This window comes from Streptomyces sp. NPDC014676 (assembly GCF_043084105.1).
GTDB lineage: Bacteria > Actinomycetota > Actinomycetes > Streptomycetales > Streptomycetaceae > Streptomyces.
Genome location: NZ_JBIBZI010000007.1, coordinates 130,448 through 153,594 on the forward strand (window position 1 = coordinate 130,448; position 23,147 = coordinate 153,594).

Sequence of the window (23,147 nt, forward strand, 5' to 3'; positions counted from 1 at the left end):
CTCCGATGTATCCAGCCCATTATGTACGGGCCGGGGGGCGGCTCCGCCGGCGCGGAGCCGCCCCCCGGCCCGTGGGCCGGCTCCCGTGCGGGGGAGCCGGGGACGGCGGGTCACTTCTTGTCGAGGATCTCCTGCACATCGGCGCGGACCTCGTCCGTGGCCAGGCCCCGGATCGTCAGCGTCGTACGGCGGCGCAGCACGTCGTCCACCGTCTCGGCCCACTCGTGGTCCCGGGCCCAGACGACCTGCGCCCAGATCTCCGGGGCGTCCGGGTGGACGCGCCGGGCGAGCGCCGGGTCCTCGTTGGCCAGGCGGGCGATGTCGAAGGCCAGCGAACCGTAGTGGGTGGCCAGGTGCCTGGCGGTGTCCGCCGCCATGCGCGGGCCGGGCGCCGGACCGTCGACCAGCAGCCGGTGGGCCACCGCGCGGGGGTTGGCCACGCCCGGCAGCGGCAGCTTCTTCGGCAGCGAGGCGACCGGCTCGAAGTCGTCGCCCAGCGGGTGGCCGGGCAGCTCCTGGAGCTTGCGCATCACCGTACGGCCGATGTGGCGGAAGGTGGTCCACTTGCCGCCCGCGACGGACAGCATCCCGCCCCGGCCCTCGGTGACGACGGTCTCCCGCTTGGCCTTGGCCGTGTCCCCGGGGCCGCCCGGCAGCACCCGCAGACCGGCGAAGGCGTACGTGATCAGGTCACGGTCGAGCTGCTGGTCGCGGATGGAGAACGCGGCCTCGTCGAGTATCTGCGCGGTGTCCTTCTCGGTGACCGCGACGTCCGCCGGGTCGCCCTCGAACTCCTCGTCGGTCGTGCCGAGCAGCAGCATGTCCTCCCAGGGGAGGGCGAAGGTGATCCGGTACTTGTCGATCGGCGTGGCCAGCGCGGCCTTCCACGGGGAGGTCCGCTTCAGGACCAGGTGCGCGCCCTTCGACAGCCGGATGGACGGCGCGGCCTCCGGGTCCTCCATGCGGCGCAGGTGGTCGACCCACGGGCCGGTCGCGTTGAGCACGAGCCGGGCGTTCACGCCGAACTCGTCGCCGGAGAGCCGGTCGCGCAGCTCGGCGCCGGTGACCCGGCCCCGGGTGAAGCGCAGGCCCGTCACCTCGGCGTGGTTGAGGACGACCGCACCGGACTCGGCCGCCGCGCGGACCGTCATCAGCGCCATGCGCGCGTCGTTCATCTGGTCGTCGCCGTACACGGCCACGGCCTTGAGGTTGTCGGTGCGCAGCTCCGGCACGTCCTGCGCGGCCTTGGCCGGCGAGAGCAGATGCCCGACGCCGTCGCCGAAGGCGGACAGCGCCGAGTACGCGAAGACACCGGCGCCGAGCTTCGCCGCGCCGTGCGGCCCGCCCTTGTACACGGGGAGGTAGAACGTGAGCGGGTTCGCCAGGTGGGGGGCCACCTGGCGGGAGACCGCACGGCGCTCGAAGTGGTTCTCCGCCACCAGCTTCACCGCGCCGGTCTGCAGGTAGCGCAGACCGCCGTGGAGGAGCTTGGAGGAGGCGGAGGAGGTGGCGCCGGCGAAGTCGCCTGCGTCCACCAGGGCCACCCTGAGGCCGGACTGCGCGGCGTGCCAGGCGGTGGAGATGCCCAGGATGCCGCCGCCGATCACGAGAAGGTCGTACGACGCCTTGGAGAGCTGCTCCCGGGTCTCGGCGCGGCTCGGGTTCGAGCCGGACGCCGGGTGCGTCCCCAGGGCAGGCACGGACTGCAGGGTGGACTGGCTGGTCATGGCGGTTCTTACTCCTCGTCCTCGAGCCAGCCCATGGTCCGCTCGACGGCCTTGAGCCAGCTCTTGTACTCACGGTCGCGGGTCTCCGCGTCCATGCGGGGGGTCCACTCGGCGGCCCGCCGCCAGTTGGCGCGCAGGTCGTCGGTGCTGTTCCAGAAGCCGACGGCGAGGCCGGCGGCGTAGGCGGCGCCGAGGCAGGTGGTCTCGGCGACCATGGGGCGCACCACGGGGGCGTCCAGGAAGTCCGAGAGCGTCTGCATCAGCAGGTTGTTGGAGGTCATGCCGCCGTCGACCTTGAGGGCGGTCAGCTCCACACCGGAGTCCTTCGTCATGGCGTCCGCGATCTCACGGGTCTGCCAGGCGGTGGCCTCCAGGACGGCGCGCGCGAGGTGCGCCTTGGTGACGTACCGGGTCAGGCCGGCGATCACACCGCGGGCGTCGGAGCGCCAGTACGGGGCGAACAGGCCGGAGAAGGCCGGCACGAAGTAGGCGCCGCCGTTGTCCTCGACGGTCAGCGCGAGGGTCTCGATCTCGGCGGCGGTGGAGATCAGGCCCATCTGGTCGCGCATCCACTGCACCAGCGAGCCGGTGACGGCGATCGAGCCCTCCAGGGCGTAGACCGGCTTCTGGTCGCCGATCTGATAGCCGACCGTGGTCAGCAGGCCGCTGTAGGAGTTGATGATCTTGTCGCCGGTGTTCATCACCATGAAGGTGCCGGTGCCGTACGTCGACTTGGTCTCGCCCTCGGCGAAGCAGGTCTGGCCGAACAGGGCCGCCTGCTGGTCGCCCAGCGCGGAGGCGACCGGGATGCCGCCGAGCAGCTCGCCCAGCCGGCCGCCCGTGATCTCGCCGTAGACCTCGGCGGAGGAGCGGATCTCCGGCAGCATCGTCAACGGGACGCCGATGGACTCGGCGATCTTCTCGTCCCACCGCATGGTGTGCAGGTTCATCAGCAGCGTGCGGGAGGCGTTGGTGACGTCGGTGACGTGGCGGCCGCCGTTCACACCGCCGGTCAGGTTCCAGATGACCCAGGTGTCCATGGTGCCGAAGAGGATGTCGCCCGCCTCGGCGCGCTCCTTGAGGCCGTCGACGTTGTCGAGCAGCCAGCGGGCCTTGGGACCGGCGAAGTAGGAGGCCAGGGGCAGGCCGGTCTCGCGGCGGAAGCGGTCCTGGCCGACGTTGCGGCCGAGCTCGCGGCAGAGGGCGTCGGTGCGGGTGTCCTGCCAGACGATGGCGTTGTGGACCGGCTCACCGGTGTTCCGGTCCCACAGCACGGTGGTCTCGCGCTGGTTGGTGATGCCGATGGCCTTGATGTCGTCGCGGGTGATGCCGGCCTTCTCGACGGCTCCGGCGACGACCTCCTGGACGTTGGTCCAGATCTCGGTGGCGTCGTGCTCGACCCAGCCGGGCTTGGGGAAGATCTGCTCGTGCTCCTTCTGGTCGACGGAGACGATGCGCCCGTCGCGGTCGAAGACGATGCAGCGGGAGGAGGTGGTGCCCTGGTCGATGGCGGCGATGAACGGGCCGGCGGTGTGGGCGTCGGTCACTGTGTGCTCCTGGGTTCCTTGGTTACGGGGCGGTACGTACGGCGCTGTCGAAGATGCCGGGGCCTACGCGAAGGCGACGTTGTAGAGGCCGGCCGCGAGGGCACCGCCGATCAGCGGGCCGACCACCGGGATCCAGGCGTAGGACCAGTCGGAACCACCCTTGTTCGGCAGCGGCAGCAGGGCGTGCACGACGCGCGGGCCGAGGTCACGGGCCGGGTTGATGGCGTAACCGGTCGGGCCGCCCAGCGACAGACCGATCGAGACGACGACGAGCGCCGTGATCAGACCGCCCAGCACGCCCAGGCCGTTGCCCGCGTCGTTCAGGCCCTGGGTGAGCACGGCCAGCAGCAGCACGACGGTGCCGATGATCTCCGTGGCGAGGTTCTGCACCGGGTTCCGGATCTCCGGGCCGGTGGAGAAGACGCCGAGCACCGGGCCCGCGCCCTTCTCCTGCGCCTCGACCGCCTTGGCGGCGGTGGTCTGCGCGCCCGGACCGCCGACGATCTCCTTGTCGGTGAGGTGGGCCAGGAACTGGCCGTAGTAGGCCACCCAGACCAGGGCCGCGCCGATCATCGCGCCGAGGAACTCTCCGGCGAAGTAGACCGGAACATTGCTCCACTCGCCGTCCTTGATGGCGAGTGCCACGGTGACGGCCGGGTTGAGGTGGGCGCCGGAGAGCGGTCCGGCGATGTAGACCGCCGTCATGACGGCGAAACCCCACCCGAAGGCGATGGCGAGCCAGCCGGCGTTACGGGCCTTGGAGGCCTTCAGCGTCACGGCGGCGCACACACCGCCGCCGAGCAGGATGAGTATGGCGGTACCGATGGTCTCGCCGATGAAGATGTCGGAGCTGGACACCCGCGACTCCTTTGTCCTTCGTCCAGGGAAGCCGACCCCCGGGTCCCACCGGGGATTGGCGCCCTCAGGGATGAGAGCGATGCCGGCCCTTGGCGTTGTCACACTCTAACTCGTATTGCCGGTAGGTGTTCGACAATGCCGACCGATGGACGGGAGTCTTTCCCGGCACCTCGCGGGCGTCAAGAGTTTGGTTATCGAAAACGCGATCGTTATGGAGCGTCCCGAGTTATCGATCTTCGCGGCGGTTGCGCCGACTCGCGCCCGGTCTGTCCGCCCCGGGGCACGACGGGAGGCCGGGACGCCGTACGGCGTCCCGGCCTCCCGTGTGTTCCGCTCAGAACCGCCCGGCGCCCAGGTCCCGCGACACCGCGCGGGCACAGTCCCGTACCGCCGCGATCAGCTCGGGCCGCAGCTCGCCGTCCCGGCGCAGCCGCTCCACCGCCCCCGTGATGCCCACCGCGCCCACCGGCATGCGCCGCCGGTCGTGGATGGGGGCGGCGACGGCGGCGACGCCCTCCCAGGTCTCCTCCACGTCCGCCGCGTAGCCGCGCGCGCGGGTGAGGTCCAGGACGCGCTCGAAGTCGTCCGGGTCGCACACCGTGCGGTCGGTGAAGGCCTTGCGGTCGGCCTCCAGGGCCTCGCTGTGCGCCACCGGGTCGTAGGCCGACAGCACCTTCCCCAGGGCCGTGGAGTGCAGCGGCTGCATGGCCCCTATCTCCAGGACCTGCCGGCTGTCGTCCGGCCGGAAGACGTGGTGCACGATCAGCACGCCCTGCTGGTGCAGCACGCCGAGGTAGACGCTCTCGCCGCTGGAGCGGGCCAGGTCGTCCGTCCACACCAGGGCGCGCGCCCGCAGCTCGTGCACGTCGAGATAGGTGGTGCCCAGGCGCAGCAGCTCGGCGCCCAGCTGGTAACGCCCGGAGGCGTCGTCCTGCTCGACGAACCCCTCCTGCTGGAGGGTGCGCAGGATGCCGTGGGCGGTGCCCTTGGCGAGGCCCAGCGACGAGGCGATGTCCGACAGGCCGAGCCGCCGCTCGCCGCCCGCCAGCAGGCGCAGCATCGCCGCCGCCCGTTCGAGCGACTGGATGTTCCGTGCCATCGCCGTACTGCCTCCGTCCCCTTCGGCCGTCTACCCACGACGCGCCGCTGCCGCTGTTCGGCATTGTCGAACACTACCGGTCGATGCCGACCTCTCGCCAATGGTCGGTCGTGATCGGTTCCGCCACCCGTACCCCGTGCGTCGGTTGTCGGCCATCATCGTCCGCCCCGTGGACGCCCTGAACATCAGGGAGCGGTCCCGGATACCCTGGCGTGGTGCGCTCAGCCGGGGACGCTCCGTGAGGGGATTCCCGGGCAGCCGCAAAGCCGACAGCCGTCGCACCCAGAGGGAGCCCCTTTCATGGCCTCGTTGCCGCAGACCCCTTCCGCCGACAGCCGGACCCGTGTGTCCGCCCTCCGCGAGGCGCTCGCCACCCGGGTGGTGGTCGCCGACGGAGCCATGGGCACCATGCTCCAGGCCCAGGACCCCACACTCGAGGACTTCCAGAACCTCGAGGGCTGCAACGAGATCCTGAACCTGACGCGCCCGGACATCGTCCGCTCGGTCCACTCCGAGTACTTCGCCGCCGGGGTCGACTGCGTCGAGACGAACACCTTCGGCGCCAACCTCACCGCCCTCGGCGAGTACGACATCCCGGAGCGCGTCACCGAACTGTCCGAGGCCGGCGCCCGCATCGCCCGCGAGACGGCCGACGAGTACGCCGCGCGGGACGGCCGCACCCGCTGGGTCCTGGGCTCCATGGGACCCGGCACCAAGCTGCCCACCCTCGGCCACACCACCTTCACCGCCATCCGGGACGCCTACCAGCGCAACGCCGAGGGCCTCCTCGCGGGCGGCGCGGACGCACTGCTGGTGGAGACGACCCAGGACCTGCTGCAGACCAAGGCCTCCGTGATCGCCGCCCGCCGCGCGATGGAGACCGCCGGGTTCGAGGTCCCGCTGATCGTGTCGGTCACGGTCGAGACCACCGGCACCATGCTGCTCGGCTCCGAGATCGGCGCCGCCCTCACCGCGCTGGAACCGCTGGGCATCGACATGATCGGCCTGAACTGCGCCACCGGCCCGGCCGAGATGAGCGAGCACCTGCGCCACCTGGCCCGCCACTCCCGCGCCCGGCTGTCCTGCATGCCCAACGCCGGCCTGCCGGAACTCACCAAGGACGGCGCCCGCTACCCGCTGTCCCCGGAGGAGCTGGCGGACGCCCAGGAGAACTTCGTCCGCGACTACGGCCTGTCCCTGGTGGGCGGCTGCTGCGGCACCACGCCCGAGCACCTGCGACAGCTCGTGGAGCGCGTGCACGGCCTGGCCCCGGCGGAACGCGACCCGCGCCCGGAGCCCGGCGCGGCCTCCCTCTACCAGACCGTCCCCTTCCGCCAGGACACCTCCTACCTGGCGATCGGCGAGCGGACGAACGCCAACGGATCGAAGAAGTTCCGCGAGGCGATGCTCGAGGGCCGCTGGGACAACTGCGTGGAGATGGCCCGCGAACAGATCCGCGAGGGCGCGCACATGCTGGACCTGTGCGTGGACTACGTGGGCCGCGACGGCGTCGCCGACATGGAGGAACTGGCCGGACGCTTCGCCACCGCCTCCACCCTCCCCATCGTCCTGGACTCCACCGAGGTCGACGTCATCCGGGCCGGCCTGGAGAAGCTCGGCGGCCGCGCGGTGATCAACTCGGTGAACTACGAGGACGGCGACGGGCCCGAGTCGCGGTTCGCCAAGGTCACGCGGCTGGCGCAGGAGCACGGCGCCGCGCTGATCGCGCTCACCATCGACGAGGAGGGCCAGGCCCGTACCGCCGAGAAGAAGGTCGAGATCGCCGAGCGGCTGATCGACGACCTGACCGGCAACTGGGGCATCCGCGAGGAGGACATCCTCGTCGACTGTCTGACCTTCACCATCTGCACCGGCCAGGAGGAGTCCCGCAAGGACGGCCTGGCCACCATCGAGGGAATCCGCGAGCTGAAGAGGCGCCACCCCGAGGTGCAGACCACGCTGGGCCTGTCGAACATCTCCTTCGGCCTCAACCCGGCCGCCCGCATCCTGCTGAACTCGGTCTTCCTCGACGAGTGCGTCAAGGCCGGCCTGGACTCGGCGATCGTCCACGCGTCGAAGATCCTGCCCATCGCCCGCTTCAGCGAGGAAGAGGTCACCACGGCCCTCGACCTCATCTACGACCGGCGCCGCGAGGGCTACGACCCGCTCCAGAAGCTGATGGCGCTCTTCGAGGGCGCCACCGCCAAGTCCCTCAAGGCCGACAAGGCCGGGGAACTGGCCGCGCTGCCCCTGGAGGAGCGCCTCAAGCGCCGCATCATCGACGGCGAGCGCAACGGGCTCGAGGCCGACCTGGACGAGGCCCTGCGGGAGCGGCCCGCGCTCGACATCGTCAACGACACCCTCCTGGACGGCATGAAGGTGGTCGGCGAGCTGTTCGGCTCCGGCCAGATGCAGCTGCCGTTCGTGCTCCAGTCCGCCGAGGTGATGAAGAACGCCGTCGCGCACCTCGAGCCGCACATGGAGAAGACCGACGAGGCCGGCAAGGGCACCATCGTGCTGGCCACCGTCCGCGGCGACGTGCACGACATCGGCAAGAACCTGGTCGACATCATCCTGTCGAACAACGGCTACAACGTGGTCAACCTGGGCATCAAGCAGCCGGTCTCCGCGATCCTGGACGCCGCCGACGAGCACAAGGCCGACGTCATCGGCATGTCCGGGCTGCTGGTGAAGTCCACGGTGATCATGAAGGAGAACCTGGAGGAGCTCAACCAGCGCGGCCTGGCCACCGACTACCCGGTGATCCTCGGCGGCGCCGCCCTCACCCGCGCCTACGTCGAACAGGACCTGCACGAGATCTACCAGGGCGAGGTCCGCTACGCCCGCGACGCCTTCGAGGGCCTGCGCCTGATGGACGCCCTCATCGGCATCAAGCGCGGTGTGCCCGGTGCGAAGCTGCCCGAGCTGAAGCAACGCCGGGTCCGCGCGGCCACCGTGGAGATCGAGGAACGGCCCGAGGAGGGGCACGTCCGCTCCGACGTCGCCACCGACAACCCGGTCCCCACACCGCCCTTCAAGGGCACCCGCGTCGTCAAGGGCATCCAGCTCAAGGAGTACGCGAGCTGGCTCGACGAGGGCGCCCTGTTCAAGGGCCAGTGGGGTCTGAAGCAGGCCCGCACCGGCGACGGGCCGACCTACGAGGAGCTGGCCGAGACCGAGGGCCGGCCCAGGCTGCGCGGACTGCTCGACCGGCTCCAGACGGAGAACCTGCTGGAAGCGGCCGTGGTCTACGGCTACTTCCCCTGCGTCTCCAAGGACGACGACCTGATCATCCTGGACGAGCAGGGCAACGAGCGCACCCGCTTCACCTTCCCGCGCCAGCGCCGCGGCCGCCGGCTGTGCCTGGCGGACTTCTTCCGCCCGGAGGAGTCCGGCGAGACCGACGTCGTCGGCCTGCAGGTGGTCACCGTCGGATCGAGGATCGGCGAAGAGACCGCCCGGATGTTCGAGGCCAACGCCTACCGCGACTACCTGGAGCTGCACGGGCTCTCCGTGCAGCTCGCGGAGGCCCTCGCCGAGTACTGGCACGCGCGCGTGCGCTCCGAACTCGGCTTCGCGGACGAGGACCCGGCCGCGATGGAGGACATGTTCGCCCTGAAGTACCGGGGCGCCCGCTTCTCCCTCGGCTACGGCGCCTGCCCCGACCTGGAGGACCGCGCCAAGATCGCCGCCCTGCTCGAACCCGAGCGCATCGGCGTGCACCTGTCCGAGGAGTTCCAGCTCCACCCCGAGCAGTCCACGGACGCCATCGTCATCCACCACCCGGAGGCCAAGTACTTCAACGCCCGCTGAGGCACCAGGAGCCGCACCGGGCGTTTCGAGCACACACGACGTACACTGGTCGATCCACCGCAGGCCGGTTCCCCCCGTGGGAACCGGCCTGGTCGTCCCTGTGAAGGAGGTACGCGGATGACCAGTACGGTCCCCGCGCTCGGAACCCGGACGGCCGAGGGTTCGGCCCTGCAGGCCGTCCTCCTCGACATGGACGGCACCCTGGTGGACACCGAGGGCTTCTGGTGGGACGTCGAGGTCGAGGTCTTCGCCTCCCTCGGCCACACCCTGGACGACTCCTGGCGCCATGTCGTGGTCGGCGGCCCCATGACCCGCAGCGCGGGGTTCCTCATCGAGGCCACCGGCGCCGACATCGGCCTGCCCGAGCTGACGGTGCTGCTCAACGACGGCTTCGAGGACCGTATCGACCACGCCCTGCCGCTGATGCCGGGCGCCGCGCGGCTGCTCGCCGAGCTGTCCGAGCACGAGATCCCCACGGCGCTGGTCTCCGCCTCCCACCGGCGCATCATCGACCGGGTGCTGAAGACGCTGGGCCCCCAGCACTTCGCGCTGTCGGTCGCCGGCGACGAGGTCCCGCGCACCAAGCCGCACCCCGACCCGTATCTCGCGGCCGCCGCCGGGCTCGGCGTGGACCCCGTGCGGTGCGCCGTCGTCGAGGACACCGTGACCGGTGTCGCCGCCGCGGAGGCGGCGGGCTGCCAGGTCGTCGCGGTGCCCTCGGTGGGCCCGATCATGCCTGCCGCCCGGCGGACGGTCGTACCCTCCCTGGAAGTCGTGGACCTGACATTCCTGCGCGGGCTGATGACGGAAATGCGCTAGGTGTTCACCCAGCGCAGCGGTGTTACCGCCGGAATTCCCGCCACTCGGCTTCCCGGGCCCGGACATCCGCGCCCGAAGAATTCGCCCCGCTTGCCGGTGGCTGAATTCCGGTACCGCCGAGCCCGTTTTCACATGTGAGGTTCGCCACATGGAGGGGGGTCGACAACGATGTCCTCCCGTGCCTTCCGCACCATTTCGGAGGTCACCGCTACGCCCTTGTGTCCTGATTCATGAGAAGCTGCACCAATCATTCCCCGGTCGCCTTTACCGGTGCGTTCACACCCGGTTCCACTGCGTGATGTGCCCCCAACTCCGGCGGCTGTGAACCCTCCTGCGGGCGCGGACTAATGTCATCGCGAGAACCTCGCCCCCATCCCCGTGTTCCGCTGCGACAACCCCCGTATGCCGGATACACGGAGTCGACAGTCCTGGAGAAACTCGAGCATGAACCGCAAGACTTTGGTGCTGGCGGCCGCGATGGGCCTGCTCGCCCCGGTGCTCGCCGCCTGTGGCGACAGCGAGGGCGGGAGCGGAGACGGCGAAGCGATCTTCGTGGGCACCACGGACCGGTTCACCGCATCCAAGGAGGACGGCCCCGCGCCCCTCGACCCGGCCTGGGCCTATGACGTCGGCAGCTGGAACATCCTGCGGCAGACCGTGCAGACCCTGATGGTCCAGCCCCGGGGCGACGGCGAGCCGGTGCCCGATGCGGCCGAGTCCTGCGGGTTCACCGACGCCGGCAACGAGCGCTACAGCTGCACCCTGCGCGACGGTCTGAAGTTCTCGAACGGCGAGGCGATCACCGCGGAGGACGTGAAGTTCTCCATCGAGCGCGCCCTCTCCCTCGAGGGCGACAGTGGTGTCTTCGCGCTGCTGTCCATCATCGACACCGTCGAGACGCAGGGCGACCGTGAGGTGATCTTCCACCTCAAGAGCGCCGACGCCACCTTCCCGTACAAGCTGTCCACCCCGGTCGCCGGCATCGTCAACGCGGACGCCTACGACAAGGGCGCGCTGCGCGAGGGCTTCGAGATCGACGGCTCCGGCCCGTACACCTTCGAGGGCAAGGTCGAGGGCGACACGCTGGTCAGCGCCACCTTCACCAAGAACCCCTCCTACAAGGGCGCGCTGGAGGTGAAGAACGACAAGGTCGAGATGGTCTCCTACGACAGCTCCGAGGCCATGGTCGAGGCGCTGAAGAAGGGCGACATCGACATGGCGACCCGCACCATGTCGCCGGAGCAGATCGAGGAACTCGGCAACGCCACCGACGACGAGATCGAGCTGATCGAGTCGCCCGGTCTGGAGATCCGGTACCTGGCGTTCAACACCGAGGCCCCCACCGTGAAGGACAAGGCCGTCCGCCAGGCGATGGCCCAGGTCGTCAACCGCAGCGAGCTGATCGGCAACGTCTACGGCTCCCAGGCCGAGCCGCTGTTCTCGCTGGTCCCCGCCGGCGTCACCGGACACACCAACGCGTTCTTCAACACGTACGGCGACCCGAGTGTGGCCAAGGCCCGCAAGGCGCTGGAGGAGGCCGGCGTCAGCACCCCGGTGAAGCTGACGCTGCACTACACGAACGACCACTACGGCCCCGCCGCCAAGACGGAGTTCGAGCAGCTGAGCAAGCAGCTCAACGCCAGCGGTCTGTTCGACACCGACATCAAGAGCGAGACCTGGAACAAGTTCAAGACCGCCGCTCAGAACGAGAAGTACGACGTCTACGGCATGGGCTGGTTCCCCGACTACCCGGACGCCGACGCCTTCACCGCCCCCTTCCTCGGTGAGGACAACTTCCTCAGCTCCCCCTACGCCAACCCCGAGATCATCAACGATCTGATCCCGGAGTCGCGCCGCCAGGCCGACCGGCTGTCCGCCTCCGACAGCCTCGCGGAGATCCAGAACATCGTCGCCGAGGACGTCCCGCTGATCCCGCTGTGGCAGGGTAAGCAGTACATCGCCGCACGCGACGGCGTCACCGGCACCGCTTACGCGATCAACTCCTCCTCGTCTCTCCAGCTCTGGGAGCTCGAGCGCGGCGTCACCGAGTGACGAAACCGCACGACCCCGGAGCGCCGACGCGATCCGGGCAGCAAGAACGACAAGGCACAGCACGAGAATGTGCGTAACCCGTGGCCAGTCCTGCCCATCGTGGCGGGGCTGGCCTCCGGCCTGTTGACCGGTTGTGGCGCCGAGAGCGGCGACACGGGGGCCGACGGCTCAGGCATCGTGGTGGGGATGTCCGGGGACATCCTGGCCACCGACCCCGCCTCCGGCTACGACCCCGGCTCCTGGCTGCTGTTCAACAACGTCTTCCAGTCGCTGCTCGGCTTCCCCAAGGGAGCCACCGAGCCGCAGCCGGACGCCGCCGAGAGCTGCGGCTTCGCGGACACCGGCACCACCGTCTACCGCTGCACACTGCGGGACGGACTGAAGTTCAGCAACGGCGACCCGCTCACCTCGCAGGACGTGAAGTTCTCCTTCGACCGCATGCTGAAGATCAACGACCCCGACGGGCCCGCGATCATGTTCCCCACACTGGAGAAGGTCAGCACCCCCGACGAGAAGACGGTCGTCTTCGAACTCAACACACCCGACGCCACCTTCCCCAGCAAGATCGCGTCCGGCGCCGGTTCCATCGTCGACCACCGCGAGTACGACGCCGACGGACTGCGCGAGGACGGGGAGGCGGTCGGCTCCGGCCCGTACCGGCTGGACTCGTTCGCCAACGACCGCGCCGTCTTCTCCGTCAACGAGCACTACCGGGGCAGCGCCGGGACCAAGAACTCCGGCGTGACCCTGGAGTTCTTCCACGGCGACCAGAACGCCCTGAAGAAGGCCGTATAGGACGCCCAGGTCGACATCGCCTACCGCGGCCTCACCGCCGGGGCCATCAACGACATCGACCGGGCCGACGACGGCACCGGCGGCGTCGAGATCGTCGAGGGCAGCAGCGCCGAGGTCCAGCACCTGGTCTTCAACATGGACGACCCGGTCGCCGGGAAACCCGGCGTGCGCCGGGCCATCGCCCATCTGATCGACCGTGACGCCCTCGTCCGGGACGTCCACCAGGGCACGGCCAGCCCGCTGTACTCGGTCGTCCCGGCCGGCATCGGCGGCCACAACACCGCCTTCTTCGACACCTACGGCGCCCGCCCCTCCCGGGCCAAGGCCGCCGCCGCACTGGAGGAGGAGGGCATCACCGGCAAGGTGAGGCTGACCCCGTGGTCCACCCCGTCCCGCTACGGCCCGGCCACCGACCAGGAACTGAAGACGATCGCCGGACAGCTCAACGCCAGCGGACTGTTCGACGCCGACGTCGAATCGGTCCCCTTCGCCCAGTACGAGCAGGACATCGCGGCCGGCAAGTACGGCGTCTACGTCAAGGGCTGGGTGCCCGACTACCCGGACGCCGACAACTTCACCGGCCCCTTCTTCGGTAAGGGCAACGTACTGCACAACAACTACGACGCCGGCCCGATCACCGACTCGCTCCTCCCGCGCACGGCCGCCCAGAGCGACCGCTCCGCCACCGACGAGGAGTTCGGCCGGATCCAGGACATCGTCGCCGAGGACATCCCCGTCCTCCCGCTCTGGCAGGCCAAGCAGTACGCGGTCGTCCGGGACGGCGTGTACGGCCTGGAGTACTGCCTCGACGCCTCCACCGTGTTCCGGTTCTGGGAACTGAGCAAGAACTGACGCCGTACCCGTACGACGAGGGCGCCCTCCCCGACAGGAAGGGCGCCCTCGTCGTACGGCGCGACTGCCGCGCTACTGCGCGCCGGGGCGCACCAGCCCGCTCTCGTAGGCGTACACCGCCGCCTGCACCCGGTCACGCAGCCCCAGCTTGGTCAGGACGTGACCGACGTGCGTCTTGACGGTGGTCTCGCTGACGAACAGATCCGCGGCGATCTCCGCGTTGGACAGCCCGCGCGCCACCAGCTTCAACACCTCGACCTCACGCTCGGTCAGCGTGTGCAGCGTGTCCGGCACCGGCTCGTCACCGGACGGCAGATGCGTGGCGTACTTGTCCAGCAGTCGGCGCGTGATGCTCGGCGCGAGCATCGCCTCTCCGGCGGCCACCACACGGATCGCCTGCACCAGCTCGTTGGCCGGGGCGTCCTTCAGCAGGAAGCCGCTGGCCCCCGCCCTCAGCGCCTCCACCACGTACTCGTCGAGATCGAACGTCGTCAGCACCAGCACCTTCGCCGGCCCGTCCCGCTCGGGCCCGGTGATCTGCCGGGTCGCCTCCACCCCGTCCATCCGCGGCATGCGGATGTCCATCAGCACCACATCGGGCTGCAGCGCCCGCACCTGGTCCAGGGCCTGGAGGCCGTCTCCGGCCTCGCCGACGACCGCGATGTCCTGCTCGGCCTCCAGAATCATCCGGAACCCGGTGCGCAGCAGCGGCTGGTCGTCGACCAGTAGGACGCGGATGGCCACGTAAGTCTCCTTCGCTAGTCCGGCCCCATTCTGCCCTGCCGGCCCCCGCCGGACTCGGGCGCCCTCACCGGCAGGGGGTACGGCGGGGGAGTGCCGCCGAACTCCGGACAGTGCGCCTGGTGGTCGCACCAGCCGCACAGCTTCGTGGGACGCGGACGCCAGACACCCGTCTCGGTCGCCAGCCGGATCGCGTCCCACAGCGCGAGCAGCTTGCGCTCCACCCGCTCCAGATCCGCGAGCACGGGATCGTAGGTCACCACGTCACCACTGCCGAGGTACACCAGCTGGAGCCGACGCGGGATCACCTTCTTCAGCCGCCACACCACCAGGGCGTAGAACTTCATCTGGAACAGCGCGCCCTCGGCGTACTCCGGCCGGGGCGCCTTGCCCGTCTTGTAGTCGACGATCCGCACCTCACCGGTGGGCGCCACATCCACCCGGTCGATGATGCCGCGCAGCCTCAGCCCGGAGTCCAGCTCCGCCTCGACGAACAGCTCCCGTTCGGCGGGCTCCAGCCGGCTCGGATCCTCCAGCGAGAACCACCGCTCGACCAGCCTCTCCGCCTCCGCCAGCCAGCGCGCCAGCCGCTCGCCCCCCGGATCGTCGGCGAACAGCTCCATGACCTCCGGCCTGCTCTCGCGCAGCCGGTCCCACTGACCCGGGACCAGCGACTTCGCCCGGGGCGCGGTGCGGTCGGCGGCCGGGGCGTCGAAGAGCCGCTCCAGCACCGCGTGCACCAGCGTGCCCCTGGTCGCCGCCTCGCTCGGCTTCTCCGGCAGCCGGTCGATCACCCGGAACCGGTACAGCAGCGGGCACTGCATGAAGTCACTCGCACGCGAGGGGGACAGCGACGCGGGCGGTATGGCGGCGGCCGTGTCCGCTCGTACGCCCACGGTCCCCGGACCGCCACCGGCCCGCCCCTCGCCCTCGATGCTCGTCTCCATGCCCACAGACCTTACGGCCCGCCACCGACAGCGCGTACGCCGACGGCCGCGGGCGCCGTGCGTGACGACGGGGAGGGAAGGGGAAGGAGGGGAAGAGACAGGGTGCCGGGGCGGAACGCGCGGCACAGGCCGCATACCATCGACACGAGACCCTCCCGGCCGGCAGGCGCGGGAGACGCAGCGAACGAGGGGACACCGGTGGACGTAAGCGGCGGGCGCGGACAGCCGCGACCCGGCAACGACGGGTCGCCCGACCACACGGGCCCTCGGCCCCCGGCCCCCGAGCCCTCCGTCCACGGGCCCGAGCACCCCGGGCCCCCGGCCGCGGACTCCACGCCCGCGGACCGCCCCGCCGACGAACACCCACGCCCCCCGGACACCACGTCCGCGGGCAACCCCCCCGGCGAACAGCCCGACCGCCGCCCCGGCACCGGTCCCCAGGCGCCTGCCGCCGCTCCCGTGGAGCCGAGGTCCCCGGGAGCCGGGTCCGGCGAGCCCCCGACGCCCGCGGGCAACCCCACCGGCGAACAGCCCGACCGTCGCCCCGGCACCCCCGCCACCGGTACCGGTCCCCAGGCGCCTGCCGCCGCTCCCGCGCGGCCGGGGTCCCCGGGCGCCGGGTCCGGCGAACCCCCCGCGCCCACGGGCGGGCCCGGCGACGAACGCGGCGGAGGGCGGACGCCGGCTCACTCCGGTGCCGGGCAGGCGGGGCCGCCGCAGCGGCCGCGGGAGAAGCAGCGGGGCGGGCTGCTGATGGGGCGCCCGTTCGGAGTGCCCGTGTACGTGGCACCCAGCTGGTTCCTCGTCGCCATCCTCATCACCTGGGTGTTCGGCGGACAGATCGACCGCGTGCTGCCCGAGCTCGGCGCCGCCAGCTACCTCGTCTCCCTGTTCTTCGCGGTCGCCTTCTACGCCTCCGTCCTGGTCCACGAACTCGCCCACACCCTCGCCGCCCTCCGCTTCGAACTCCCGGTGCGCCGCATCCAGCTCCAATTCTTCGGCGGCGTCTCAGAGATCGAGAAGGAGGCCGAGACCCCCGGCCGCGAGTTCGTGCTGGCCTTCGTCGGCCCCCTGCTCTCCCTCGTCCTGTCCGGCCTCTTCTACCTCGGACTGCTGGCCGTCGACCCCAGCAGCGTCCCCGGCGTCCTGCTGGCCGGCCTGATGGTCTCCAACCTCATCGTCGCCGTCTTCAACCTCCTGCCCGGCCTCCCCCTGGACGGCGGCCGCATGCTCCGCGCCGTCGTCTGGGCGATCAGCGGCACCCCCATGACCGGCACCATCGCCGCCGCCTGGGTCGGCCGCGCCCTCGCCGTCGCCGTCCTGATCGGCCTCCCCCTGCTCACCCAGTCCGGCGCCCTCGGCTCCGACGCCGTGGACAACGTGGGCATGGACACCGTCCTGGACGCCCTGCTCGCCGCCATCCTCGCCGCGATCATCTGGACCGGCGCCGGCAACAGCCTGCGCATGGCCCGGCTGCGCGAACACCTCCCCGAACTGCGCGCCCGCAACCTCACCCGCCGCGCGGTGCCCGTCGAGACCGACACCCCCCTCTCCGAGGCCCTCCGCCGGGCCAACGCCGCCGGTGCCCGCGCCCTGGTCGTCGTCGACCCCGACGGCGTCCCCCTCTCCCTGGTCCGCGAGGCCGCCATCGTCGGCGTACCCGAACACCGCCGCCCCTGGGTACCCGTCGGCGGACTCGCCCAGGACCTCACCGACGGCATGCACGTCTCCGCCGAGCTCGCCGGAGAGGACCTCCTGGACGCCCTGCGCGCCACCCCCGCCACCGAGTACCTGGTGGTCGAGGACAGCGGCGAGATCTACGGCGTCCTGTCCGCCGCGGACGTCGAGCGGGCCTTCGTGAAGGCGATGGCACGGCCCAGCTGACCCCCCGCCCGCACCCCGCCGTGGTCGGCGCCCCCTCCCGGGACGGGTAGGCTGTTCACATGTCCGAACCGACCGGTGCCGCCCGCAGGCGCGGGCCCTTCAAGGTCGGGGACCAGGTTCAGCTGACCGACCCCAAGGGCCGCCACTACACGTTCACGCTCGAGGCCGGGAAGAACTTCCACACCCACAAGGGTTCCTTCCCCCACGACGAACTGATCGGCGCTCCCGAGGGCAGCGTTGTCCGCACCACCGGGAACGTCGCCTACCTCGCGCTGCGCCCCCTGCTCCCCGACTACGTCCTGTCCATGCCCCGCGGGGCAGCCGTCGTCTACCCCAAGGACGCGGGGCAGATCCTCGCCTTCGCCGACATCTTCCCCGGCGCGCGCGTCGTCGAGGCCGGCGTCGGCTCCGGCTCGCTCAGCAGCTTCCTGCTGCGCGCCATCGGCGACCAGGGCATGCTGCACTCCTACGAGCGCCGCGAGGACTTCGCCGACATCGCCCGGCAGAACGTCGAGCGCTACTTCGGCGGCCCGCACCCCGCCTGGCAGCTCACCGTCGGCGACCTCCAGGACAACCTGTCCGACACCGACGTCGACCGCGTCATCCTCGACATGCTCGCCCCCTGGGAGTGCCTGGAGGCCGTCTCCAAGGCGCTCGTCCCCGGCGGCATCCTGTGCTGCTACGTCGCCACCACCACCCAGCTCGCCCGGACCGTCGAGTCCATCCGCGAGATCGGCTGCTTCAACGAGCCGACCTCCTGGGAGACGATGATCCGCAACTGGCACATCGAGGGCCTGGCCGTCCGCCCGGACCACCGGATGATCGGCCACACCGGCTTCCTCCTCACCGCCCGCCGCCTCGCCGACGGCGTCGAGCCGCCCATGCGCCGCCGCCGCCCCGCCAAGGGCGCCTACGGCGAGGACTACGCCGGCCCCAACGCCGACGGAGGCACCGCCCGCTGACGCGGACCGCCACCCCCGCAACGAACAGGCGCCGTGGCGCAGTTCCCGGCAACCGCTCGGAACTGCGCCACGGCGTCCTCACGTTGACCCGACCGACGGCACGGAGGGCGAAACCCTTCCCGGTCCCCCCGCACCGGAACCGCACACCCCCGCCGTTCCCTCCGTACTGTGACGTGTGGCACGATGCTGGCCACCCCCACCGGCACAGCCCTCACAGGAGACACTCCTAGTGCAGCCATCCGCCGTCCCGGAGCTCGCCCACACGCACACCCGGCCCATCCACTGGGTCGCCACCGCCACGGCCCTCGCCGGTGTCGTGGCCCTCTCCCCGGCCCTGGGGCCCGACGCCGCCACCGCGGCCCCGACGCCCGGACCGCACACGAAGAGCGCCCCGGCGCACATCACCCCGCCGGACCCCGCGACCGTCGAGTTCCCCCTCGACTGCGGCAGGGTGAAGGCCGTGGTGAAGAAGAAGGCGTCCGGCGACCTCGACGGCGACGGCCGCCCGGAAACGGTGGCCGTGGTCCACTGCGACACCCCGATGGGCACCCCACCCGACAGCGTGTACGTCCTCACCCGGAGCGCGAGCGGCACGGCACCGCGCGTGGTGGCCACCCTCGCCGGCCCCGAGGACCGCACCAACGTCGGCGACTTCGCCGTACGTGACGGCGAAGTCACCGCCGTGCTCTTCGGCTACTCCTCCGCCGACGTGCCCAGTTGCTGCCCCGATGTGCGCGAGAACGTGAAATGGCGGTGGCAGGACGGCGCGTTCGTACGGTCCGCCCCGTCCGACGCCAGGAGTGTGTGACCCGCGCGCGGGCGTACGGCAGGGCACACACCCCGACGTGTGATAAATCAGACAGTCGTGACACGTCGCATCACACCGGTCACTCGGTGTCCGGCCCGTACACCTCGACGCCGTCCGAAACCCGACGGACATGGATGCACTCGCCCGGACACTCCTTCGCCGAGTCGACCACATCCGTGAGAAGCGGCAGCGGCACGGGCGTTGCCGCCCCCCTGTCCTGCAACAACTCGTCCTGCGGACTCTTCACATAGGCCAGACCGTCGATGTCCAGCTCGAACACCTCCGGCGCGTACTGGGCGCAGATGCCGTCACCGGTACACAGATCCTGGTCGATCCAGACCTCCAGGGCCTCGCCACCGACTCCGGTCTCCTGCCGCACGCTCATCTCTCCTGCCGTTTCCTGCGTCGAACCGAACGGGAATCCGGCCAGCTCCGACGGGTGTTGAACACTTCGACCCTACCCCCGCCTGGGTTCCAATCATCTTCGGTGGGTATTCCCCTGGCGTGAGGGAGAGCGCAAGGGTGAAGATCGGACACACCCCGACCGTCTTTGTGATCTAGGGGTTTCAATCGACACCCGCCCAGGTAGGGTCTGGAAGCGTCCAGCTCCCCTTGGAGGAGGTGAGGACCGTGGCAGCCCACGACGACGACATGAACCGCGGCATCCGCCCGGGACGCGGGTCCGACGACCCGGCCGGGCAGATTGCCTACCTTGAGCAGGAGATCGCCGTCCTGCGACGCAAGCTCGCCGACTCTCCGCGACACACGAGGATTCTCGAAGAGCGGATCGTCGAGCTGCAGACCAACCTGGCCGGCGTGTCCGCCCAGAACGAACGACTCGCCGGCACGCTCCGTGAGGCCCGCGACCAGATCGTGGCCCTCAAGGAGGAGGTCGACCGACTCGCACAGCCCCCGGCCGGCTTCGGGGTCTTCCTCACGGCGAACGAGGACGGCACCGCCGACATCTTCACCGGCGGCCGCAAGCTCCGGGTGAACGTCAGCCCCAGCGTCGAACTGGAAGAGCTCCGACGCGGCCAGGAAGTGATGCTCAACGAAGCGCTCAACGTGGTCGAGGCCATGGAATTCGAGCGCGTCGGTGACATCGTCACCCTCAAGGAGATCCTCGAGGACGGCGAGCGGGCACTCGTGCTCGGGCACACCGACGAGGAACGGGTGGTGCGGCTCGCCGAGCCGCTGCTGGACGTCACCATCCGCCCCGGCGACGCCCTGCTCATGGAGCCCCGCTCCGGATACGTCTACGAGGTCGTCCCCAAGAGCGAGGTCGAGGAACTCGTCCTCGAGGAAGTCCCCGACATCGGCTACGAGCAGATCGGCGGCCTCGGCGGCCAGATCGAAGCCATCCGCGACGCGGTCGAGCTGCCGTACCTCTACCCCGACCTGTTCAAGGAGCACGAACTGCGGCCGCCCAAGGGCGTGCTGCTGTACGGGCCCCCCGGATGCGGCAAGACGCTCATCGCCAAGGCCGTCGCCAACTCGCTGGCCAAGAAGGTCGCCGAGGTCACCGGCCAGGCCGCCGGCAAGAGCTTCTTCCTCAACATCAAGGGCCCCGAGCTGCTGAACAAGTACGTCGGCGAGACCGAGCGGCAGATCCGCCTGGTCTTCCAGCGAGCCCGGGAGAAGGCCAGCGAGGGCACCCCCGTCATCGTCTTCTTCGACGAGATGGAATCCCTCTTCCGCACCCGCGGCTCCGGTGTCAGCTCGGACGTGGAGAACACCATCGTCCCCCAGCTCCTCGCCGAGATCGACGGCGTGGAAGGCCTGCAGAACGTGGTCGTCATCGGCGCCTCCAACCGCGAGGACATGATCGACCCCGCCATCCTGCGGCCCGGCCGGCTGGACGTGAAGATCAAGATCGAGCGTCCGGACGCCGAAGCGGCCCAGGACATCTTCGGCAAATATCTCACCGAACGCCTCCCGCTGCACGGCGACGACCTCGCCGAGCACGGCGGCGACAAGGCCATGACGGTCCAGAGCATGATCCAGACCGCCGTGGAACAGATGTACGCCGAATCCGAGGAAAACCGCTTCCTGGAAGTCACCTACGCCAACGGCGACAAGGAAGTCCTCTACTTCAAGGACTTCAATTCCGGCGCCATGATCGAGAACATCGTGGGCCGCGCCAAGAAGATGGCGATCAAGGACTTCCTGGAGAAGAACCAGAAGGGCCTCCGCGTCTCCCACCTGCTCCAGGCCTGCGTGGACGAGTTCAAGGAGAACGAGGACCTGCCCAACACCACCAACCCGGACGACTGGGCCCGCATCTCCGGAAAGAAGGGCGAGCGGATCGTCTACATCCGCACCCTCATCACCGGAAAGCAGGGCGCCGACACCGGACGCTCCATCGACACGGTGGCGAACACCGGACAGTACCTGTAAAAGCCAGGGCGGCTGCGGGTGCCCCTCGACGGGTACCCGCAGCCGACTGCTTTTCGGGCCACGGCTGGAGCACAGCAATGACGCAAATGATCTCCCCACCAGCGCAAAGGCGTTCTAGGCTCTTCCATACCGCCGAGTCGCGCAGTGCGGGGACGGGCACCGCACACGCACCGGAGCGCCGGCGGTACAGCAGCGCCCCCGACCGGGGACGCCGCCGGGCAAGGAGGGCCGCATGACCGTACGGCGAGTAATGGGCATCGAGACGGAGTACGGCATCTCCGTCCCCGGCCACCCCAACGCCAATGCCATGCTCACCTCGTCCCAGATCGTGAACGCCTACGCGGCGGCGATGCACCGGGCCCGCCGGGCCCGCTGGGACTTCGAGGAGGAGAACCCGCTGCGGGACGCACGAGGCTTCGACCTCGCCCGTGAGGCCGCCGACACCAGCCAGCTCACCGACGAGGACATCGGCCTGGCCAACGTCATCCTCACCAACGGCGCACGGCTCTACGTCGACCACGCCCATCCGGAGTACAGCGCCCCCGAAGTCACCAACCCCCGCGACGCCGTCCTCTGGGACAAGGCCGGCGAACGGATCATGGCCGAAGCGGCAGAACGCGCCGGACAGCTCCCCGGCGCCCAGCCCATCCACCTCTACAAGAACAACACCGACAACAAGGGCGCCTCCTACGGCACACACGAGAACTACCTGATGAAGCGGGAGACCCCCTTCTCGGACATCGTGCGCCACCTGACGCCCTTCTTCGTCTCCCGACAGGTCTTCGCGGGTGCCGGCCGCGTCGGCATCGGCCAGGACGGCCACGAGCACGGCTTCCAGCTCAGCCAGCGCGCGGACTACTTCGAGGTCGAAGTAGGCCTGGAGACCACCCTCAAACGGCCCATCATCAACACACGCGACGAACCGCACGCCGACGCCGAGAAGTACCGGCGACTCCACGTGATCATCGGCGACGCGAACCTGTCCGAGATCTCCACCTACCTGAAACTGGGTACGACGGCGCTGGTCCTGTCCATGATCGAGGACGGGTTCATCGCGGTGGACCTGGCGGTCGACCAGCCGGTACGGACACTGCACCAGGTATCGCACGATCCCTCCCTGAAACGACTCGTCACGCTGCGCAGCGGACGGACCCTGACCGCGGTACAGCTCCAGATGGAGTACTTCGAGCTGGCCCGCAAGTACGTCGAGGAGCGATTCGGGGCGGACGCCGACGAACAGACCAAGGACGTACTGCTCCGCTGGGAGGACACGCTCACACGGCTGGAGAACGACCCGATGAGCCTGGCCGGCGAGCTGGACTGGGTCGCCAAGCGGGAGCTCATGGAGGGCTACCGGCGCAGGGACGGCCTGGACTGGGACGCCGCCCGGCTGCACCTGGTGGACCTGCAGTACGCCGACGTACGCCCCGAGAAGGGCCTCTACAACCGCCTGGTGGCCCGGGGGCGGATGAAGCGGCTGCTGGACGAGGGAGAGGTCGAGCGGGCCCGTACGAAGCCTCCGGAGGACACCCGCGCGTACTTCCGCGGGCGCTGTCTGGAGCAGTACGCGGACGACGTCGCGGCGGCCTCCTGGGACTCGGTGATCTTCGATCTGCCGGGCCGGGACTCGCTCCAGCGGGTCCCAACCCTGGAACCGCTTCGCGGAACGCGTAATCACGTCAAGGAGCTCCTGGACCGCTGCCGCACGGCAGAAGACCTGGTCAGGGTGTTGTCGGGAAATTGAGCGGGTACCGGGGACACCCGGGAAGGACCGGCCGGACAGGGTGGAAAACGCCGGGTCCGGGAATCATCGAGATGGTCCCCGTACGTTGGAGCAACTGCGGGG

15 protein-coding genes and 1 pseudogene are annotated in these 23,147 nt (G+C 70.1%); 9 read left to right on the forward strand and 7 right to left on the reverse strand.

What is annotated here, in order from left to right; all coding sequences use genetic code 11:
• Positions 1–110: 110 nt before the first annotated feature.
• The 4 genes from ACF1DX_RS21110 to ACF1DX_RS21125 form a co-directional block, all read right to left on the reverse strand.
• Positions 111–1,727: an FAD-dependent oxidoreductase gene (locus ACF1DX_RS21110; protein WP_391792685.1), complete on the reverse strand. Its 1,617-nt coding sequence runs from the start codon at positions 1,725–1,727 to the stop codon at positions 111–113.
• Positions 1,728–1,735: 8 nt separating this feature from the next.
• Positions 1,736–3,274, reverse strand: a complete 1,539-nt coding sequence (glpK, locus tag ACF1DX_RS21115; RefSeq protein ID WP_391792686.1) for a glycerol kinase GlpK — start codon at positions 3,272–3,274, stop codon at positions 1,736–1,738.
• A gap of 63 nt (positions 3,275–3,337) precedes the next feature.
• The gene (locus ACF1DX_RS21120) at positions 3,338–4,132 is read right to left on the reverse strand and encodes an MIP/aquaporin family protein (RefSeq protein ID WP_391792687.1); all 795 of its coding nucleotides are present in this window, start codon (positions 4,130–4,132) and stop codon (positions 3,338–3,340) included.
• A gap of 334 nt (positions 4,133–4,466) precedes the next feature.
• On the reverse strand, positions 4,467–5,231 hold the full coding sequence (locus tag ACF1DX_RS21125; RefSeq protein WP_030867272.1) for an IclR family transcriptional regulator: 765 nt from the start codon (positions 5,229–5,231) through the stop codon (positions 4,467–4,469).
• A 300-nt stretch (positions 5,232–5,531) separates the two neighbouring features.
• Here ACF1DX_RS21125 and metH point away from each other — a divergent pair, with 300 nt between their 5' ends.
• The 4 genes and pseudogenes from metH (at position 5,532) to ACF1DX_RS21145 (ending at position 13,562) form a co-directional block, all read left to right on the forward strand.
• Entirely contained in the window at positions 5,532–9,044 is a 3,513-nt protein-coding gene (gene metH / locus ACF1DX_RS21130) for a methionine synthase (protein WP_391792688.1), read from the forward strand.
• A gap of 117 nt (positions 9,045–9,161) precedes the next feature.
• Complete coding sequence (locus ACF1DX_RS21135; protein WP_391792689.1) at positions 9,162–9,863, forward strand: HAD family hydrolase; 702 nt, start codon at positions 9,162–9,164, stop codon at positions 9,861–9,863.
• 444 nt (positions 9,864–10,307) lie between these two features.
• A complete protein-coding gene (locus tag ACF1DX_RS21140) occupies positions 10,308–11,915 on the forward strand; it encodes an ABC transporter substrate-binding protein (RefSeq protein WP_391792690.1) in 1,608 nt (535 codons plus the stop codon).
• A gap of 69 nt (positions 11,916–11,984) precedes the next feature.
• Positions 11,985–13,562: pseudogene (locus ACF1DX_RS21145) on the forward strand (ABC transporter substrate-binding protein).
• A gap of 72 nt (positions 13,563–13,634) precedes the next feature.
• Here the strand turns inward: ACF1DX_RS21145 and ACF1DX_RS21150 are convergent.
• Both ACF1DX_RS21150 and ACF1DX_RS21155 read right to left on the reverse strand, forming a co-directional pair.
• Positions 13,635–14,306 carry a response regulator transcription factor gene (locus ACF1DX_RS21150; protein ID WP_004990257.1) on the reverse strand — a complete coding sequence of 224 codons (672 nt, stop codon included), beginning with the start codon at positions 14,304–14,306 and terminating at the stop codon, positions 13,635–13,637.
• Positions 14,307–14,320: 14 nt separating this feature from the next.
• Positions 14,321–15,250 carry a RecB family exonuclease gene (locus tag ACF1DX_RS21155; RefSeq protein ID WP_391792691.1) on the reverse strand — a complete coding sequence of 310 codons (930 nt, stop codon included), beginning with the start codon at positions 15,248–15,250 and terminating at the stop codon, positions 14,321–14,323.
• A 198-nt stretch (positions 15,251–15,448) separates the two neighbouring features.
• Between ACF1DX_RS21155 and ACF1DX_RS21160 the strand changes: the two genes are divergently transcribed.
• From ACF1DX_RS21160 to ACF1DX_RS21170, 3 genes are all read left to right on the forward strand, one after another.
• A complete protein-coding gene (locus tag ACF1DX_RS21160; protein ID WP_391792692.1) occupies positions 15,449–17,134 on the forward strand; it encodes a site-2 protease family protein in 1,686 nt (561 codons plus the stop codon).
• Between the two features lie 59 nt (positions 17,135–17,193).
• Positions 17,194–18,096 (forward strand): tRNA (adenine-N1)-methyltransferase, encoded by a 903-nt coding sequence (locus ACF1DX_RS21165; protein ID WP_030867301.1) that lies wholly within the window; start codon positions 17,194–17,196, stop codon positions 18,094–18,096.
• Positions 18,097–18,325: 229 nt separating this feature from the next.
• Positions 18,326–18,904, forward strand: a complete 579-nt coding sequence (locus tag ACF1DX_RS21170; protein WP_391792693.1) for a hypothetical protein — start codon at positions 18,326–18,328, stop codon at positions 18,902–18,904.
• 79 nt (positions 18,905–18,983) lie between these two features.
• Here ACF1DX_RS21170 and ACF1DX_RS21175 read toward each other — a convergent pair whose 3' ends face one another.
• Positions 18,984–19,289 (reverse strand): ferredoxin, encoded by a 306-nt coding sequence (locus ACF1DX_RS21175; RefSeq protein ID WP_391792694.1) that lies wholly within the window; start codon positions 19,287–19,289, stop codon positions 18,984–18,986.
• A gap of 245 nt (positions 19,290–19,534) precedes the next feature.
• On the opposite strand from ACF1DX_RS21175, the gene arc reads away from it, so the two are divergent.
• The gene (gene arc / locus ACF1DX_RS21180) at positions 19,535–21,301 is read left to right on the forward strand and encodes a proteasome ATPase (RefSeq protein WP_391792695.1); all 1,767 of its coding nucleotides are present in this window, start codon (positions 19,535–19,537) and stop codon (positions 21,299–21,301) included.
• A gap of 232 nt (positions 21,302–21,533) precedes the next feature.
• Positions 21,534–23,045 (forward strand): depupylase/deamidase Dop, encoded by a 1,512-nt coding sequence (dop, locus tag ACF1DX_RS21185; RefSeq protein WP_391792696.1) that lies wholly within the window; start codon positions 21,534–21,536, stop codon positions 23,043–23,045.
• Positions 23,046–23,147 lie beyond the last annotated feature (102 nt).